Source organism: Psychrobacillus soli, from assembly GCF_006861775.1.
GTDB lineage: Bacteria > Bacillota > Bacilli > Bacillales_A > Planococcaceae > Psychrobacillus > Psychrobacillus soli.
In genome coordinates, this window is record NZ_VDGG01000064.1 from 1 (window position 1) to 17,859 (window position 17,859).

The 17,859-nt window shown below is 36.6% G+C and carries 21 protein-coding genes and 1 rRNA gene; 1 reads left to right on the forward strand and 21 read right to left on the reverse strand.

The window, feature by feature from the left end:
* Positions 1–475: 475 nt before the first annotated feature.
* The 10 genes from FG383_RS19080 to metG all read right to left on the reverse strand — a co-directional run bounded on the left by FG383_RS19080 (position 476) and on the right by metG (position 9,626).
* Positions 476–847: a RidA family protein gene (locus FG383_RS19080; RefSeq protein WP_142609036.1), complete on the reverse strand. Its 372-nt coding sequence runs from the start codon at positions 845–847 to the stop codon at positions 476–478.
* The gene (purR, locus tag FG383_RS19085) at positions 825–1,676 is read right to left on the reverse strand and encodes a pur operon repressor (RefSeq protein WP_142609038.1); all 852 of its coding nucleotides are present in this window, start codon (positions 1,674–1,676) and stop codon (positions 825–827) included. The genes FG383_RS19080 and purR overlap by 23 nt, the downstream gene beginning before the upstream one ends.
* Positions 1,677–1,731: 55 nt before the next feature.
* On the reverse strand, positions 1,732–2,598 hold the full coding sequence (ispE, locus tag FG383_RS19090; protein WP_142609040.1) for a 4-(cytidine 5'-diphospho)-2-C-methyl-D-erythritol kinase: 867 nt from the start codon (positions 2,596–2,598) through the stop codon (positions 1,732–1,734).
* Between the two features lie 126 nt (positions 2,599–2,724).
* Positions 2,725–2,898, reverse strand: a complete 174-nt coding sequence (locus tag FG383_RS19095; protein ID WP_093276510.1) for a small, acid-soluble spore protein, alpha/beta type — start codon at positions 2,896–2,898, stop codon at positions 2,725–2,727.
* A 129-nt stretch (positions 2,899–3,027) separates the two neighbouring features.
* Positions 3,028–3,291, reverse strand: coding sequence for a biofilm formation stimulator Veg (gene veg / locus FG383_RS19100; protein WP_053591096.1), 264 nt, complete (start codon positions 3,289–3,291; stop codon positions 3,028–3,030).
* A 154-nt stretch (positions 3,292–3,445) separates the two neighbouring features.
* Complete coding sequence (gene rsmA, locus FG383_RS19105) at positions 3,446–4,324, reverse strand: 16S rRNA (adenine(1518)-N(6)/adenine(1519)-N(6))-dimethyltransferase RsmA (protein WP_142609042.1); 879 nt, start codon at positions 4,322–4,324, stop codon at positions 3,446–3,448.
* Between the two features lie 3 nt (positions 4,325–4,327).
* Positions 4,328–4,888: a ribonuclease M5 gene (rnmV, locus tag FG383_RS19110; RefSeq protein ID WP_142609044.1), complete on the reverse strand. Its 561-nt coding sequence runs from the start codon at positions 4,886–4,888 to the stop codon at positions 4,328–4,330.
* Positions 4,889–4,972: 84 nt separating this feature from the next.
* Positions 4,973–6,178 (reverse strand): resuscitation-promoting factor, encoded by a 1,206-nt coding sequence (locus FG383_RS19115; RefSeq protein WP_142609046.1) that lies wholly within the window; start codon positions 6,176–6,178, stop codon positions 4,973–4,975.
* Between the two features lie 123 nt (positions 6,179–6,301).
* Positions 6,302–7,081 (reverse strand): TatD family hydrolase, encoded by a 780-nt coding sequence (locus FG383_RS19120; protein ID WP_142609048.1) that lies wholly within the window; start codon positions 7,079–7,081, stop codon positions 6,302–6,304.
* 592 nt (positions 7,082–7,673) lie between these two features.
* Positions 7,674–9,626, reverse strand: a complete 1,953-nt coding sequence (metG, locus tag FG383_RS19125; protein WP_142609050.1) for a methionine--tRNA ligase — start codon at positions 9,624–9,626, stop codon at positions 7,674–7,676.
* Positions 9,627–9,974: 348 nt separating this feature from the next.
* Between metG and FG383_RS19130 the strand changes: the two genes are divergently transcribed.
* Positions 9,975–10,250, forward strand: coding sequence for a transition state genes transcriptional regulator AbrB (locus FG383_RS19130; protein ID WP_142540905.1), 276 nt, complete (start codon positions 9,975–9,977; stop codon positions 10,248–10,250).
* A 43-nt stretch (positions 10,251–10,293) separates the two neighbouring features.
* Here the strand turns inward: FG383_RS19130 and rsmI are convergent, their stop codons facing one another.
* The 11 genes from rsmI to rrf form a co-directional block, all read right to left on the reverse strand.
* Positions 10,294–11,172, reverse strand: a complete 879-nt coding sequence (gene rsmI, locus FG383_RS19135) for a 16S rRNA (cytidine(1402)-2'-O)-methyltransferase (protein ID WP_142609065.1) — start codon at positions 11,170–11,172, stop codon at positions 10,294–10,296.
* The gene (locus tag FG383_RS19140; protein WP_142609052.1) at positions 11,144–11,437 is read right to left on the reverse strand and encodes a GIY-YIG nuclease family protein; all 294 of its coding nucleotides are present in this window, start codon (positions 11,435–11,437) and stop codon (positions 11,144–11,146) included. The genes rsmI and FG383_RS19140 overlap by 29 nt, the downstream gene beginning before the upstream one ends.
* Positions 11,424–12,170: a tRNA1(Val) (adenine(37)-N6)-methyltransferase gene (locus tag FG383_RS19145; RefSeq protein ID WP_142609054.1), complete on the reverse strand. Its 747-nt coding sequence runs from the start codon at positions 12,168–12,170 to the stop codon at positions 11,424–11,426. The genes FG383_RS19140 and FG383_RS19145 overlap by 14 nt, the downstream gene beginning before the upstream one ends.
* A 174-nt stretch (positions 12,171–12,344) precedes the next feature.
* Positions 12,345–12,698 (reverse strand): DNA replication initiation control protein YabA, encoded by a 354-nt coding sequence (gene yabA, locus FG383_RS19150; RefSeq protein ID WP_185908019.1) that lies wholly within the window; start codon positions 12,696–12,698, stop codon positions 12,345–12,347.
* 12 nt (positions 12,699–12,710) lie between these two features.
* A complete protein-coding gene (locus tag FG383_RS19155; RefSeq protein ID WP_142609057.1) occupies positions 12,711–13,541 on the reverse strand; it encodes a PSP1 domain-containing protein in 831 nt (276 codons plus the stop codon).
* A complete protein-coding gene (gene holB / locus FG383_RS19160) occupies positions 13,534–14,541 on the reverse strand; it encodes a DNA polymerase III subunit delta' (RefSeq protein ID WP_142609058.1) in 1,008 nt (335 codons plus the stop codon). Before holB ends, FG383_RS19155 begins: the two co-directional genes overlap by 8 nt.
* A 111-nt stretch (positions 14,542–14,652) precedes the next feature.
* Complete coding sequence (locus FG383_RS19165; RefSeq protein WP_142609060.1) at positions 14,653–15,093, reverse strand: YaaR family protein; 441 nt, start codon at positions 15,091–15,093, stop codon at positions 14,653–14,655.
* A gap of 24 nt (positions 15,094–15,117) precedes the next feature.
* Positions 15,118–15,447, reverse strand: a complete 330-nt coding sequence (locus FG383_RS19170; RefSeq protein ID WP_093276576.1) for a cyclic-di-AMP receptor — start codon at positions 15,445–15,447, stop codon at positions 15,118–15,120.
* Positions 15,448–15,492: 45 nt separating this feature from the next.
* On the reverse strand, positions 15,493–16,134 hold the full coding sequence (gene tmk, locus FG383_RS19175; protein ID WP_281285366.1) for a dTMP kinase: 642 nt from the start codon (positions 16,132–16,134) through the stop codon (positions 15,493–15,495).
* A 2-nt stretch (positions 16,135–16,136) separates the two neighbouring features.
* A complete protein-coding gene (locus tag FG383_RS19180; protein ID WP_142609063.1) occupies positions 16,137–17,558 on the reverse strand; it encodes an aminotransferase class I/II-fold pyridoxal phosphate-dependent enzyme in 1,422 nt (473 codons plus the stop codon).
* A gap of 195 nt (positions 17,559–17,753) precedes the next feature.
* Positions 17,754–17,859: ribosomal RNA gene (gene rrf / locus FG383_RS19185) — 5S ribosomal RNA — on the reverse strand; the annotation flags it as partial.

A 17,859-nucleotide genomic window follows, 5' to 3' on the forward strand; every position in this document is an offset into this window, starting at 1 on the left:
GATTAATTGGTTTCCCTATGCCATTTACTGGATGCACGCAATAGAAAAACTGGCCAATATTTTGTTGGTTAGCGGATCCGCCCTGATAAATATGCATCTCAGTATTTGTCATTTCAATCCAAGTAAACATGCTATTTTAAGAATTGGTTGCTTGCATCGGCATTTTGGTTACTCTCACAAAGATTTTGATTGCTTTAAGAGTAGAATTGATTGCTTTCAATGAGCGATCTGTTGCCCTAAGCCATTTATTGGATTCAAACAGTCGAAAAACAGAGGAAAGATCCTCTGTGGGCAAATGATCCAGCACAACGTACGCCTAAGCGGCGGGCATGGCTCATCGCTCACCCGGCGAAAAGCATCCGACTGCAGCGAAAATAATAGTGGTCACCTTATAAGAGCTCACTACGACGCAGTATCCCTATATTGCCCTTCATATAAAAAAAAGCATGTTTTCCGAAGAAAACATGCCTTTTGTTTAAACTATTGCAATTACTTCAATTTCCACTTTTACGTCTTTTGGTAATCTTGCTACCTCTACAGCAGAACGAGCTGGTTTATGGCCCGCAAAGTGTTTTTCGTAAGCATCATTGAATTCTGCAAAATCATTCATATCTTTTAAAAACACCAATGTCTTTACAACTTTGGATAAAGAAGAGCCAGCTTCTGTTAACACGGCATCTAGATTCGCAAATACTTGTGCTGTTTGTTCCGTAATAGAACCTTCTACAACTTCTCCCCCTGGAGTTAATGGGATTTGACCGGAGCTATAAAACATTCCATTTACAATAACCCCTTGTACATAAGGTCCGATTGCTGCTGGTGCATTAGTTGTTGATACTGCCTTCATCTAAACTTCCACCCTTCACAAAATAGTTTCCTTCGGTTAAAGCTATTGTACCACTTTTTTCATTTACTTCGTGTAGTTTCACAAGAGATAAATATTCATCCACTAACTGTTCACCTTCATGTTCCGCCTCTACCAATACAGCGATACCTGCTAGCTCACAATTAAATTCTTCAAGTAAGCTCTTCATTCCGTTAATCGTTCCACCGACTTTCATAAAGTCATCAGTGATTAACACACGTTGTCCCTTTTCCATACTTCTTTTGGAAAGAACCATTGTTTGAATACGTCTTGCAGATCCCGATACATAGTTAATACTAACTGTTGGACCTTCCGTTACTTTACTGTCTCTACGAACAACGACTACAGGTACATTTAAATGTCTTGCTATGGCATGCGCAATAGGAATACCTTTTGTGGCAACCGTCATAATCGCATCTATTTTTTCATTTGCAAAAGCAGATGCAAATACTTTCCCCACTTTATTCATCAGCGTTGGATTCCCTAACAAATCGGTCATGTACAAATAACCACCCGGTAATAACCGTTCAGCTTTAGAAAGTTGTTCCATCAAATCTTTCGCTACTACTTTTACATCTTCATTTGTCATCGTTGGAATAAACTTCACACCGCCAGCTGCTCCCGGTACAGTTACAAGTAAACCCCTACCTCTTTCTTCAAATGTTTCTTTCACAATCGTTAAATCTTCACTAATGGAAGATTTAGCCGATTCGTATAAAGAAGCAAAAAATGTCAAAGGGATTAATTTATGAGGATGTTCCATTAAGTATTGCGTCATATCTACGAGCCGTTCACTTCTTTTCCACTTCACTCAATCACCTCCAAATACGAATATTTTATAAAAAACTTAACACAATCATCCGTATTTAAGCAAGTGTGTCTCTGTCCCCGATTAATCGAACAGCATATACTTCATCACAAAAACCACGAAGCCCGTTATATACTCGTTGTACTCTCGATTCCTGATTTACTAACCCAAATACCGTTGGACCACTACCACTCATTAATACTGCATCCGCCCCAAATTTTTGCATCTGATCTTTTAACACGGCTACTTCCGGATATAGTTTCAATGTCACTTCCTCTAGTACATTCCCTACAGATGCACACATTAGATCAAAATCTTTTGCTTTAATAGCTTGTACCATTTGCTTTGTATTAGGGTGCATGATGTCGTTTATTTTTAAGTTCCCGTAAATATCGGCAGTTGAAACGCCGAGTGTCGGCTTTGCAAGAATGACCCAACAATTTGCCGGCGATGGCAACTCCTGAATTTTTTCTCCTCTACCTGTTGCAAGTGCCGTTCCACCATATACACAGAATGCGACATCAGAGCCGATTTTGGTACCTATTTGAGCTAATTCATCTAATGTTAGTCCCAAATTCCATACCGTATTCAACCCTCTGAGCGTGGCCGCTGCATCACTACTTCCGCCGGCTAGTCCAGCTGCTACAGGTATGTTTTTTTCTATTTTTATGGAAACGCCTAATTTTACATGATACATTTCTTTCAATATCTTTGCAGCCTGATACGCTAGATTGCGGTGATCGTTTGGAACAAAACGATCAACTGATAGAATATGTATTGCTCCATCTTCTCTTATTTCCAATCCAATACGGTCTGCTAAATCAACTGTCGTCATAATCATTTCGACTTCGTGATAACCGTCTGGACGTTTATGTAATACATCAAGGGTTAGATTTATTTTGGCAGGTGCTTTTACATAGTACATCCCATTTGCTCCTTTTCCAACATATGCTGTCCCCTATTTTACCACAGTAGTTTCTATTTGAAAAAAAGAAAAGGCAGATTTCTCTGCCCTTTCAGTTGCTAATTGTTCACTATTTGGAAATCTCGCTTACTTTGGTGATTTCATTTGTTGCTCAGCCATTTCAATTGCTCGTTTCACCATATTACCTGCATCACGTGATTTTATTCCACCCCAGCCCTCGGTTTTGACTACATCATAAAATCCAAGATCTTTTGCTATCTCTTCTTTTAATTCATTAGACATAATACCTTTTCTAGCCATGTGGTGAATCCTCCTTTTTAACAACTAGCTTTCTTAGTATGTCCACAAAAACAGAAAAAAACTCTTTTTCCATTCCGAAGAACAGAGAAAGAGTTTTTTTTCAAATATAAAAATAAAAGTTCTAAATACTCATTTTACAACGATTAAATTATTTGCTTCATCAAAAATAGTGATTTCTACTGCTTCTGTCAAAATGTCTGCATAACTATAAGATACACGTTCAAAAGAATTTTCATCTTGATCCAAGTCGATAACGAATACAGCGTGATAAGTTTCTCTTAATACACCAGCTCGCTCGATTGTTTTCTTACGTCCCCCGTTTGCTTTTAACTGCAAACGCTTGCCTAAATGATGATCTAATGACTTCTTAATATCAGCTAAAGTTTTTGGCATTCCGCTTACACCTCACTGAATACTACTATACCACCTATTTATTTTTTTGTCAAACAAAACATTTTAACAACTGTAAGCACCCTTTGTCAACGTTTTTATTTCATTCTACGATTACTTTTGTTTATAAACATTACTAATATTGTAACAAGTATTATTAATGGAAATGTGGATATAATTCATCCGCTAAACGACCAAACTCTTCGATAGATAGAGTTTCTCCTCTTCTAGTCGGATTAATACCTACTTTTTCTAAAGATTGAAGGATTAACTCTTTTTTCTGCTTCCCATTTGGTAAAGAGGATTGCAGATTATTGATAATCGTTTTTCTTCGTTGCACAAATGAGCCTCTCGATACTTTAAATAAAAAATCTTCATCGATTACATGTACCGGTGGTGTTTCATGTCGCGTTAACTTAATAACTGCAGATTCTACATTAGGTTGTGGCATAAAAACTGCTCTAGGAACAATCATTGCTACTTCTGCTTTCATATAGTATTGAATTGCTATAGAAAGTGATCCGTACGCTTTAGTTCCAGGTGAGGCTGTAATTCGATCTGCCACTTCTTTTTGCATCATAACAACCATTCCTCGAATAGGTAGACGATCCATTAATAACTTTAACAGTATTGGCGTTGTCACATAGTAAGGTAAGTTAGCAACAACCATTACGTCTTTATAGTCCTCTAGCTTATCTGTGAACATTTGTTTCACGTCAGCTTCTAATATATCCGCATGGACAATGTCCACATTATCATATGGCGATAATGTATCTTCTAGTACTGGTAGCAATCGTTGATCGATTTCAAAAGCGACTACTTTTCCCGCAGCTCTTGCTAAATGCTCTGTTAATGCACCAATTCCAGGTCCAATTTCGATAGCGGCAGAATCTTTTGTAAGCTCTGCATGCCCTACAATATTCCGTAAAATATTCGGGTCGATTAAAAAGTTTTGCCCTAGACTCTTTTTAAATGAAAAACCATATTTTTTTAATATTTCTTGTGTACGAACTGGGGTTGCTATATCTTTTTGCATAAATTATTTATCCTCCATATCCAGCTGTGAAATTGCTTCTGCTAGCTGCTGTCTGCTAATTTGAAAAACGGAAAGTCGCTTTTGCAATTGTTTCCCATTTGTATATCCAATTTTCAATCGTTCTCCGAGTCTTGCTCTTCTCTCTTTGGAATTTAGATGACCGATTAATTTTCCTTCTACCAACATATCTAAAGGAATGTCCTCTGCTACATCTGTATCAGATTTAGGAGTATAAACGCTAGCAAGTGCTAGACGGATATCCTCGTCTTTTGCATGTTCAATCCCTAACCCTTTACCGTTTTTGGCAATGGTTTTTTCTTTCGATAAAAAGGCATGCTTCACACCAAGAACGTGTTCTTCAATAATGGCACGTATACGTCTTCCAGGGTAATCTGGATCTGTAAAAACGATGACCCCTCTTTTATCTTGTGCATGCTGGATTTTCATTAGTGTTTCTTTAGAAATAGCAGATCCATTCGTTTCTATCGTGTCTGCATCGACAGCACGCTTAATAGCAGTTGTATCGTCCTTACCTTCTACAACAATGACTTCTTTTATTCGCAAAGGTACTTCCTCTTTTCTATTTTGTTACTCCTTATCATAACGCAAAAAAGCTTCCCCTATCAATGAAAGGGAAGCTATGCAACATCAGTTAAGCACTTTAACGCGTACCTTCTTACGCCCAAAGTCATATGCTTTAGATTTAGAAGGCATAAATAAATCAATCTTTTTTCCTTTTATGGCACCGCCAGTGTCTCCAGCTACCGCATAACCATAGCCTTCTACCCACACTTTAGAGCCTAGTGGAATTACTTTAGGATCCACTGCAATTACTTTCACATCTGGATTTGACTTTAGATTAATACCGGTTGTTGTTACGCCAGAGCAACCATTGCAATAAGCCGTGTATGCAGTTGCTGTTACATAAAACTCATTTCCTTCGCTAGCTGCATCAGATGCTCCACGAGATACACTGGCAGTCACTACTTTTGTTCCAACCGCAACTACTTTTTTCGTGGGCTCTTTTGTCACTTTTTCACTGATGACATTACGGGATACTTCTACCCCATTTTCTTTTATCACATCATAAGTTCGTGAAACAGTTCCTTTTTCGCCTGCTTGCACTACTTTTTCTTTCCCTTTTAATAGCGAGTCATCTTTTTTCGTTTCTACTGCAAAATTTGTAGCTTCCTCAACTACATCGGTGACCTTTTCTACTCGCACCACTTTTATTACGGAATCTGGAATGATCATCTCATCCATTTGCCGTTCTACTCGGTCGAATTCATTCAATTGAATGTTAGATTGTTTTAAAAAGTCAGCGACCGTAGTCGAAGTGGACCATACCTTCTTCTCTTCTTTACCATCTAAAAGCGTGACTTCAAATGCTTTTTCAATTGCAATTTTGTTATTCGGTCCAACCTCTGCATCCGCAGCAGGTGTTATAGCGTCGTGTTCATTTACCTGAACATTCGCTTTTGCGAGTATTTCTGAAACTAAATGTTCAGTAGTGTTGATTGTTTGAATTTCTCCATCTACTGTAATTTCTATTTGTCTAGCCTGCTCCCACTCAATCGCTAAATTATTTTTGATTGAAGTGTTCACTGAGGGTTGTAAAAAGTCTTCGTTAGCAACTACTATATCGTGCTGTTTTAGTAGTTCTCCGACTGTATTTGCGTGCGTTAAAATCTCTTGTTGTTCACCGTTAACTGTTAAAGCAACAGTTTTCTTAGTTCCTTCGAATAAAACGAAAGAAACGACTGCAAGAAACAATAGTAAAGATGCAACTGTTACTAATGTTTGCTTGCTCCTCAATGAATGAAAGAACAGGTTTTTCATGGGATTATTTGACATGAAAAACGCCTCCTTGTTCACTCGAGTGATTATATAGAGTACTTCACATCTTGTCAACTGTTTATGTTTTATTTTACTATTCAAACACGGTGAAAACCAACAGCGTCAAAGGTATGGTAAAGTTTACATTTTCTCATCTACTATGCGAAAAAATTGTTTTGCATTATTCGTTGTTGCTTCGGCTATTTGCTCAATTGATAACCCTTTTAACCGCGCAATTTCTTCTGCAACGAGCGTCACAAGAGCAGGTTCATTTCTTTTTCCTCGATAAGGGTGGGGTGCTAGATAGGGTGCATCTGTTTCAATTAATAAATGCTCTAAAGGAATCTCTGTAGCCACTTCTTTAGGCTTCTTTGCATTTTTAAATGTTACTGGGCCCCCAAGTGAAATCTTGAAGTTCATATCAATACATTGTCGTGCTGTTTCGACACTTCCTCCAAAACAATGCATAATTCCACCAGTTAGATGTGCCTCTTCTTCTTTTAAAATGCGGATAACGTCTTCCGTTGCTTCTCGATTATGTATAATAATCGGTAAATCTACTTTTTGAGCTAAACGAATTTGTTTTCGAAATAGTGCTTGTTGAATATCTTTTGGTGACTTGTCCCAGTAATAATCTAGTCCTGTTTCTCCAATTCCTACTACCTTTTCGTGCGCAGCAAGTTCCTCAATCCATTTTAGATCTTCATCTGTACAATCAATTGCATCTACCGGATGCCACCCTACTACTGCATAGATGAACGCATATTCCTCTGCTAGCTTTATTGCTCGTTCGATTGTTTTACGATCAAATCCGACAACAACCATTTTCGTAACGTTTGCTTGTAGTGCTCGATCAATTACTTCTTGTAAATCTTCATCGTATTGATCGGCATTTAAGTGGACGTGTGTGTCTATAAACATTTAACTTCTTCTCCTCACGTAAGTTCATTCATATAGAGTCTAGAATAGTATTTGAAAATATCATTTACAATAAGAAAAGCATAAGTGCCTATCTCTGCCCTATACGGAAAATGGAAATATTAACATTAATTTAAACACCTGAAATTGCTTACTTACTCCGTATCGACTTGCTAAAAACAAAATTTTACACTGTTTTTTAATATAGGAATCCAGTAAATGGCTTAGAGCAACTAATTGATTATTAAAAGCAACCAGTTCCATTCGGAAAGCAATCAAATCCGCGTGAGAGCAACCAATTCTTAAAATAACTGGTTTACTTTGTGTGAGACAACTATCAGCGCGACTCATTTTTATAAATATTGTGCAAATGCACTTCGACATTGCTAGTATCTGCTCTTACGTCACGCAATATTATATTGATATTCAGTTTCAGATAAAAAATAGTGTCTTGTACTTTGCCATGCGACGCATTATCCCTATATTACGTTTAATTGAAAAAATTACATAATTTATGTTACGCATAGAGTTTTAGAATTTCCTAAAGCATTAAAAAGACCTGTCACTTTTTTAGCAACAGGTCTATTTTAACTTATTATTTCACTTGTGCGCCATTTTCAAGCTTTTCATCTACTGTTGCTAGCGTTAAATAACCATCTTTTTCACCAGCGAGAATCATCCCTTGAGATAGTTCTCCTCTTAGTTTAACTGGTTTTAAATTAGCAACTACAATTACTTTTTTACCGACAAGATCTTCTGGCTTATAATGCTTTGCTATTCCTGAAACAACTTGACGTTTTTCATAGCCCATATCTAGTTGCAGCTTTAATAATTTATCTGCCTTTTGAATTTGTTCACATTCCAAAACGGTTGCTACGCGTAAATCCACTTTAAAGAAATCATCTATCGAAATCTCTTCCGACTGGGCTACCTCTTCTACTTCTTCTTGTGGTGTTTGCACAGATCCGCGCATTTGATCACGAATATAAGCTACTTCTATATCTACATCTAGACGAGGGAATATTGGAACGCCAGTTTGAATAACTTCTATTCCATCTCCAATAACATGGAAGTTTCCAAGCTTATTCCATTCCAAATAATCTTCTGTCAATCCAAGTTGGTTCATGATTTCTTTTGGACTGTTCGTCATAAATGGTTGGATTAATGTTGCAATTTGGCGCAAACTTTCTGCTAAATTGGTCATTACAGCTGCCAACTGACCACGAAGGGCCCCTTCTTTTGCAAGTACCCATGGTTGTGTTTCATCAATATACTTATTCGTACGAGAAATGAATGCCCATAAATCACTTAATACAACACTAAATTGCATTTTTTCCATGCTCGCTTCATACTTTTCAATTGTTTCTTTTGCAAATTGTTGAAGAGCTGCATCGAATTCAGTAGGCTCAATTTGAGTTGATGGGATTTTTCCTTCGAAATATTTATTAATCATCGAAACCGATCTATTTAACAAATTACCTAAATCATTTGCTAAGTCGAAGTTTGTACGGTCTACAAACGTTTCGGGAGAAAATACGCCATCTTGTCCAAATGGTAGCTCGCGCAATAAGAAATAGCGTGTTGCGTCTAACCCGTAACGTTCTACTAACATTTCTGGATAAACAACATTTCCTTTAGATTTAGACATTTTGCCGTCTTTCATCATGATAAATCCATGTGCAAATACCTTTTTAGGTAGTGGTAAATCTAATGCCATCAAGAAAATTGGCCAATAAATTGTATGGAATCTTACAATATCTTTTCCTACAACATGTACATCTGCCGGCCAATATTTTTTAAATAATGAATCGTCTTCTGATAGATAACCAAGTGAAGTAATGTAATTTGTTAAAGCATCTACCCACACGTAAATAACATGCTTCGGGTCTCCCGGTACACGAATTCCCCAATCGAATGATGTTCTGGAAACAGACAAATCCTCTAAGCCAGGCTTAATAAAGTTATTAATCATTTCATTTTTTCGAGACTCCGGTTCAATAAATTCTAGATTATCTTCATAATAAGTTAATAATCGATCTGCATATTTCTTCATATTAAAGAAATAAGACTCTTCTTTCACTTTATGAACAGGTCGACCACAGTCCGGACAGTTTCCATCTACTAACTGGTTCTCTGTAAAGAACGATTCACAAGGTGTACAATACCACCCTTCATACTGGCCTTTGTAAATATCTCCATTATCTAAAAAACGTTGAAATATTTTTTCGACCGTTTTAGTATGACGTTCTTCTGTTGTTTGGATGAAATCATCATACGAAATGTCCATCAAAGCCCATACTTTTTTAGCCGCTTCTGCAATTTCATTGACGTATGCTTGTGGTTCCATACCTGCTTCTTGTGCTTTTTCTTGAATTTTTTGACCATGCTCATCCATTCCCGTAAGAAATCTAACGTCATAGCCTCTTAGTCTTTTGTATCGTGCCATTGCATCGGATGCTACTGTTGTGTACGCAGTACCAATATGAAACTTGCCACTTGGGTAGTAAATAGGCGTTGTTAAATAAAATGTTTTTTGTTGATCTTTCAATGTAAAAATGCCTCCAATGCGAAAATCTACTTTATATTCTATTCTATCTAAACAAAGTATTTGTTTCAAATAATTAATAACTCGACTGTATAATTATCAATCAATGTTTAACTACCTAAATTATTAAATAATATGGTTATTATTCCAAAATAATGACTTTTTTAAAAATTATTAATCAAATTTTTATCTATTAATATATTATAAAGTCAAATTTTTATGATATAACGCAAGATTATTCATGATTTAATTATTGACGAAAATGGTAGTACTTGGTATGATTATATATATGAAAAAGAATTATGTCGAAAAATGACGAAAAATTTGTACTCTTGAGAGGAGAAAACTATTATGAAATCTACAGGTATTGTTCGTAAAGTTGATGAATTAGGACGCGTAGTTATTCCGATTGAACTTCGCCGCACATTAGGAATTGCAGAAAAGGACGCTCTAGAAATTTACGTAGATGATGACAAAATTATCCTGAAAAAATATATGCCAAACATGACTTGTGCTGTAACTGGTGAAGTGTCAGATGACAACCTTCGTCTAGTTGGCGGTAAATTAATTCTAAGCCCTGAAGGTGCAGAATTACTAATTAAAGAGATTCAAAATAACCTAAAATAATAAAAACATCCGTATTCTTTTTTTAGAATATGGATGTTTTTATTTATTCAATATGATAATTTTGATAAACGTCTCTTTTTGGTAATTCTCTTTGGATTGCCACTTCTTTTATAGCGTCCTTCGAGCTACATTGCTTTTCTTTCATTATACTGTTCACATGCTCTTCAATACTTAGTTTTTCCCACCAAGGAGTATCTAACTCACCTATTTGCTCTTCCTCACTACCATCTAGCACGATACAAAATTCACCGCGAACTTCATTTTGCTCTACCCAACTTACCACTTCATCGATGGTTCCTCTTATAAACTCTTCAAACTTTTTCGTCAGCTCTCTTGCCAATACAATTTTACGATTACCATCCATAATTGCTTGCATATCTTTTAAGGAATCCTTTAGTCGATGTGGAGACTCATATAAAATAACCGTCTCTTGTCTTTTTTGAAGACGTGTAATTTCTGCTTTTCTTTCTTTCTTATTTCTACTTAAAAATCCATAAAAGAAAAAGGGTTGTGTCGATAACCCCGATGCGATTAAGGCACTCAGTGCAGCATTTGCTCCAGGGATTGGAACGACTGCAAACCCTTCATCGACTGCTTTTGTTGCAATATCTGCTCCGGGATCTGAAATACAAGGAAGTCCGGCATCACTTACTAACGCAATACGTTTTCCCTGTCTTAGTAAATCTAATATCTTCTCTCCGCCTACTTGCTGATTGTGGTCATGATAACTCATCAATGGCGTCGATATTTCAAAATAATTACAAAGCTTTTTCGTATTGCGTGTGTCTTCTGCCGCTATTATATCGACTTCTTTTAATATTCGAATTGCACGCATCGTCATATCTTCTAAATTACCGATTGGCGTTGCAACTAAATACAAACAACTACTTTGTTCATACTCGGTCGATTTCTGAGATTTCATCATTTATTTGCCCCCCCATATAGTGAATTTTTTGTTTCCTTGATAATTGCTTAAATGCATATTCCGCCTGCATTGCCTCACGTTTTGTTTCGAATACTTCATCATATTTGCAGGAAACCGGACGTCTTGCTCTTGTATATTTTGCCCCTTTTCCTTCATTATGGACAGCAACTCTTTTGACCAAATCATTCGTATAACCTGCATAATACGAACCATCCTTACATTCTAAGACGTAGAATGTATGAACTTTATCATTCTTTTCCATATAACAACTCTTTCACTTCATCGGTATATTGCCCGTCCTCCCCATATACATATAATGGCGGCAATATTTTTAAATCTGGCTTTCCATCTTTTATTGCTTCGATTAATAACGTATTTGCTTCCTTTCCTTCTTTCGGATAAACAAATCGGATTCGCTTCGGTTCGAGTCGATTCGCTCTCATCGCTGTTACGATATCAAGCAATCTCCCAGGTCGATGAACAAATGCTGCTTTTCCACCTTGCTTAAGTAGTTCACTAGCTGAACGAACCGCCTCATCTAATGTTAGATAAATCTCATGTCTAGCAATGGCCAAATGCTCTTTCAAATTCTTTTCGCTTGCTTCATGAGCGGGAAAATAAGGTGGATTACAAGTGACAACATCGTATTTTTCTATTCCAATTTGCGCAGCAATCCCTTTTACATCATCTTGCTTAATGGTGATTTGTTCTGAAAGTTGGTTATACTCTACACTTCTTGTGGCCATATCTGCTAGTCTTACTTGCAATTCAATGCCTATTATTTCTGCTTGCGTTCTGGCACTTAAAAATAATGGGATTGCCCCATTTCCTGTGCATAAGTCTACTATTTTTCCTCTTTTAAACGGTACATATGTAAATCTTGACAATAAAACAGCATCTAACGAAAACGAAAACACAGAAGGACTTTGAATGATTCGTAAATCCTCTGCCAACAAATAATCGAGTCGTTCGTCATCCTTTAACCATTGTTCCATAATTAATTCCTCCAAGTATAAGAAAGAGCAAGCACCTATAACTGCCCCGAGGAGCAACTTTTTTCTACTACAAGCAAAACGCTGGTGCTTGATCGATACTGAGTAAAAGTGTATACTTTCTCACTTTAAAACAAAAGACTGACACCCACTTTTGGAGTGGCATCAGTCATTTGATCATACGTTTTGTTTATTTAGAAATGATAAGCAAAATAGACAATCTTCTTCTTTACGAGAACTTCCAAAATGAACATGACAAACATGATAACCTTCTTGATAAAGTCGTGCTAAATTATCATGACCTTCGCCAATATCTGCTTTGTTTAATCTTTCTTCTCGTACTTTCTCATTGAGTGCTTCTTTTTCATGCATTTCATCGAGTCTCTGTCTTAAATGGTTATTTTCTTGTTGTAGCGTTTGCCGTTCCTCTACCATTATCGCCACAAATTCTTTTAAAGCTCGAAATTGCAGCTGCGTGGACTCTAATTGTTTTTCAAATTCTATAATTGTATCTAAAAAATTTCGGTCCATCACACATTCACCTCATTGCCCCGACCATTGTACCGGATTTTCCGCATGGTTAATAATTTCTTCTAACGTGTAATCTAATACTCTCTGTGGATCATTTAACTCTATACGTAAAACTCTTTCTAAAATATTCATACTTACTACTCTTCCAAAACCATCCGGCGTTTCGATTTTATCCCCGATATCCGGCATCTGTTCTCTTGCAGTTTCATATTCATCATTTTCGTATTTTAAACAGCACATGAGACGTCCGCATAAACCTGAAATTTTAGAAGGATTAAGCGATAAGTTTTGATCTTTTGCCATTTTAATAGAAACTGGTTCAAAATCACCTAAAAACGTAGAACAGCAAAGCATGCGGCCACATGGACCAATGCCTCCTAACATTTTAGCCTCATCACGTACTCCAATTTGTCTAAGTTCAATACGGGTTCTAAATACGGAAGCTAAATCCTTTACTAAATCGCGAAAATCTACACGACCTTCAGCAGTAAAATAAAAAATAATTTTGTTTCTGTCAAACGTATATTCAACATCCACAAGTTTCATCTCTAAAGCTCTTTCTAAAATTTTTTCAGTTCCTAAAGCTAGAGCTTGTACAGATTCTAGACGATTTTCTTCTACTTGGATACGATCCTTTTCAGTAGAAGGTCTTACTACTTGTTTTAAAGGAAGAACAACATCATGCTCTCCTACTTGCTTGATCGGTACAACGACTTTGCCGTACTCAACCCCTCTAGCAGTTTCTACAATAACATAGTCATCTTTCTCTAAAGCAAAATCTACTGGATCAAAATAATATATTTTACCCGCTTTTTTAAAGCGAACTCCTACCACATTATACAAAAGTAAATACCCCCTGCAAGTTTAGCATTAATTGCTCCATCATCAGTGTCCGGTTCATATTTTTATGCAAGTTTTGTTTTGCATGTAAAATTATTTCTAATTGCTTGGATAATTGCTCATACGTAGTATGCAGGGCAACTTGTTTCCAATAATGTATCATATCCGGATAAGTACAGACTGCGACGTTACTTGCTTTTATAGCTACTATATCACGATAAGCGAATAGTAGTAAATCTAATGCTTGTTCTGCTTGTTCTTTCTCTTTAAGCAATGGTCCAAAGTCTTCATGAATACACATTAATGCATCTTGAACATTTTTACCACTCACCTCAACCAATTTTAACACTGATTTCCTTGCAAGTCCAAAATGCTCGTCCTTCGCTAAATTAATCGCTTCTTCGACTTGATTCGTCATCCGACAAACTGTAGAAGCCATTGAATCGGTTATTCCTTCTTCTATGAGTCGTTGTTTTAAAAGTGATTGTGGCATAGCAGCTAAACTTATGTGCTGACATCTTGAACGAATGGTTGGGATGAGCGCATGCATTCGGTCTGTTAAAAGTATTGCCGTTACTTCACTTTGGGGTTCTTCTAAAAATTTCAATAATGTATTGGCAGCACTAGCATTCAATTGATCTGCTTGATGTATAACATATATTTTACGCCCGGTTTCAATAGCGGTTTTACTCATTTCATGAATTAAATCGTCTATCTGTCCTCGCTTTATGAATTGTCCATCCGGTTCAAGCTTCATAAAGTTTAAATGATTAGTTGATTTTAATCTTTTACAACTTCGACATGTTTCACATGGAACATTTTCTATTGGGTTCTCACATAAAATAAGTTGTACAAAAAATTGCATAACCTTTACTTTTCCCGTACCTTTTCCACCTTCAATAATATAAGCATGTCCAATGCGTTTTTTCTGAACAATCGATTGTAGTTGCTTAATTGCTACAGGTTGTAGTTTATCTACGTTTTCAAACGACCAGTTGTCCACCTAGTTCACCTTCTCTTTATCCAATTCCATAAAGCCTAGTTTACTAAATTCATATACTTTATCATCCTCTAAAAAATCCCGTGTCTCGCGGTTGGCGAAAACACGGGAAGTTTACGTGTAAAGGTTAATAAGTAGACCTTTTATTTCTCCAATTTTGTCTAATAGATCAATGGAGTTTTTCTCTTGGTCTAAAATTTCTTCTGCTAGCTCTACTAATTTCTCATCAATTGTTTCAACAATCTTTAACTTTCTACCTTCACCGAAACGATTCCATGTATGAGATTGTTTTAACCCCATCCCAAAATCTACAGCTTCTTGTAGAAACTTTCGAATTAGCATTTTAAACTTCGCCATATCACGTAAATTTCTTGATCGTGCAAGACGGTCTCCAGCAGTAGAAATATCTCCTAACAGTTTAGTTATCGTCTCAGTCTGCATCCTTTGTTCATGTCTTGTAATCATTTGTCCAAAGTTTGCAGAACGTGGACCATTCTGTGTAGAATCTTTTCTAACCTTATCTATCCCAACTCGTAAGTCTTGATTTATCTTCATTGTTTTCTATTCCTTCCTTCATTATTAAAAATGATGGAATTGTTCAATTGGTAGAACAAATACTGTAGCTCCTCCTACTTCAACCTCCACTGGGTATGGAATATAAGAATCTGCATTTCCTCCCATTGGAGAGACAGGTGCAACCATTTGCTCTCGTGCTCGACAATTGTCTCTGATTAATTCTAAAGCAGAAGCTACTAATGAGTCATCGGTACCGATTAAAAAGGTAGTATTTCCAGATCGTAAAAAACCACCTGTACTCGCCAGTTTTGTCGCTCTAAACTTTGCTTTCGTTAAAGCATTAGACAATCGATTACTATCCTGATCCTGCACTACCGCTACTATCAATTTCATCGATACTCACTCCTTTTTATTTTCTTCTTTTTATTATAACATTAATTATTTAATAATTTCTAATTTACTCTTTATTGATTTGTATACTTCTTCTAATACTTCATCTATAGAACGAGAGGCATCGATTACCTCAATACGTTCTGGATAGCGATCAACTAACGATAAATAGCCTTCTCTCACCTTTTCGTGAAACGCTAGACTTTCTGCATCTAATCGATTTTTTTCACGAGTTTTATGCGCATTAATTCTTGCAAGTCCAACGCTTGGTTCGATATCAAAAAGAATTGTTTTGTTCGGCATTGTCTCCCCGATTGCAAACTTATTTATAGCTAGTATTTCTTCGACACCAATGCCTCTTGCAAAGCCTTGATAAGCAAGTGAACTATCTATAAAACGATCACATATAACTATTTTCCCTGCATCCATAGCAGGCTTTACCTTTTCAACTAAATGTTGTCTTCGAGCTGCTGCATATAGTAAAGCTTCCGTACGACTCTCCATCATTGTATGCTCCGTATCTAAAATTATGTTTCGAATCTTTTCAGAAATCATAATTCCACCCGGCTCCCTTGTCATTACAACATCATAGCCCTCTTCTTTAAGTTTATCTCCAAGTAAATTCATTACAGTTGTTTTTCCAGCCCCCTCAGGACCTTCACTAGTTATAAAATACCCTCTTTTTTGCACTCTTACTCCTCCACTACATATATTAACTTTTCTGCCAGTCGATGTTCTCCTTGAAATACTGCACCCTTTTCCAACCATTCCTCTAATTCAGTTAACATAGAAACGGTGATCTTCTCTCCTGCAATTATAAGTGGAATTCCAGGAGGGTAGGGAATCACTATTCCTTTTGCGATTCTTCCGATAGAACGGACATATGGGATCCATTCCCCCTGTTTTCCACTCAATACTTCCACGCTCATATGTAATGTCGAAATAGATTGTTGCCTGCTTAGCTGGACTTCACTTGGACTATTTGGAACTTCTTTACGTAGTTCATCTGCCGCCCGCTTTATTCGTTTTCTAATATCTGCAAAAGGATAGTCATGCTCTCCCTTTAATAAAGGCAAAATAAATAATACTTGATGTGTATCCGCTAACTCTGCATAAATATTCTGTGCTTCAAATGCCTTTTGTACTTGAAATCCAGCATACTTCCCTATTCGTATTAACAGTTTAAGTGGATCATCCACTTGCACTACTTTCAACAAAGAAATAGTTTCTAAAGAATTAATAAATAACTTTCTTCTGTCCATAAAATATTTAAAGTCTATCTCATTGTATCTTTCCACATAACTTCTAGCATCATCTAGGGAAGCTAATAAAAGATAGGATGGACTGCTCGATTGAAGCATTCTCAAGTACTTATTTAGTTCATTCTCTTCGATCAAGTTTGAATTAAAATGTAAAAAGGATCCCATCGTTAATGCAGGTAATGTTTTGTGAGCCGATTGAACAACAACGTCTGCTCCGTACATTAATGCGGACTTCGGAAATCGTTTATTTACTTGAAAATGTGCCCCATGAGCTTCATCCACCAATACCGGTATATTATTTGCATGACATAAATCGATAATACGTTTTAGTTCAGAAGATGCAATACCATAATAACTAGGATAGGTAAGTACAACCGCTTTAGCCATAGGATACATTTGTATTGCTTTACGTACCACTCCCAATGAGACATAAGAAGCCGTTTTCGTTCGTTCATCCCATTCTGGTGATACAAAAACAGGTTCCGCTCCAACTAATTCAATTGCATGGAAAATAGATTTATGAGCATTCCTTTGCACAATGATTTGCCCTCCAAACTGACAAGTAGCATAAATCATTGCCAAGTTTCCTACAGTTGTTCCATTTACTAAAAAAAAACTTTTCTTCGTTTCATATGTATCTGAAAGTAGCTGCTCTGCTTCTTTAATAGCTCCTTCTGGATGATGATAATCATCTAATCCACTTAGCTCCGTTAAGTCATACCGCATGGTTTCTTTCATTACTTTTGGTAAACTGGATAGAAGTCCACTTTTATGGCCAGGTACATGTAAAGAAATATTTTTTTGATTATGAAATTTCTCTAATGCTTCGACTAACGGTCGCTTTTCCTGCATCGTATATTACCTCGCTATATCATTGAGATTCTCTTCTCTTATTATACATGAATACGTTATATTCCTCTTAATATAGAATTATAAAACTTCAACTTATTATTGAGAAATCCATAGCCCCTTGTGAAAGAGGGTATTGTTCCTAAAATAATAAAAAGAAGTCGTTACCAATTACTTGGTAACGACTTCTTTATTAGTGCCCAGCGACGTCCTACTCTCACAGGGGGAAACCCCCAACTACCATCGGCGCAAAAGAGCTTAACTTCCGTGTTCGGTATGGGAACGGGTGTGACCTCTTTGCCAT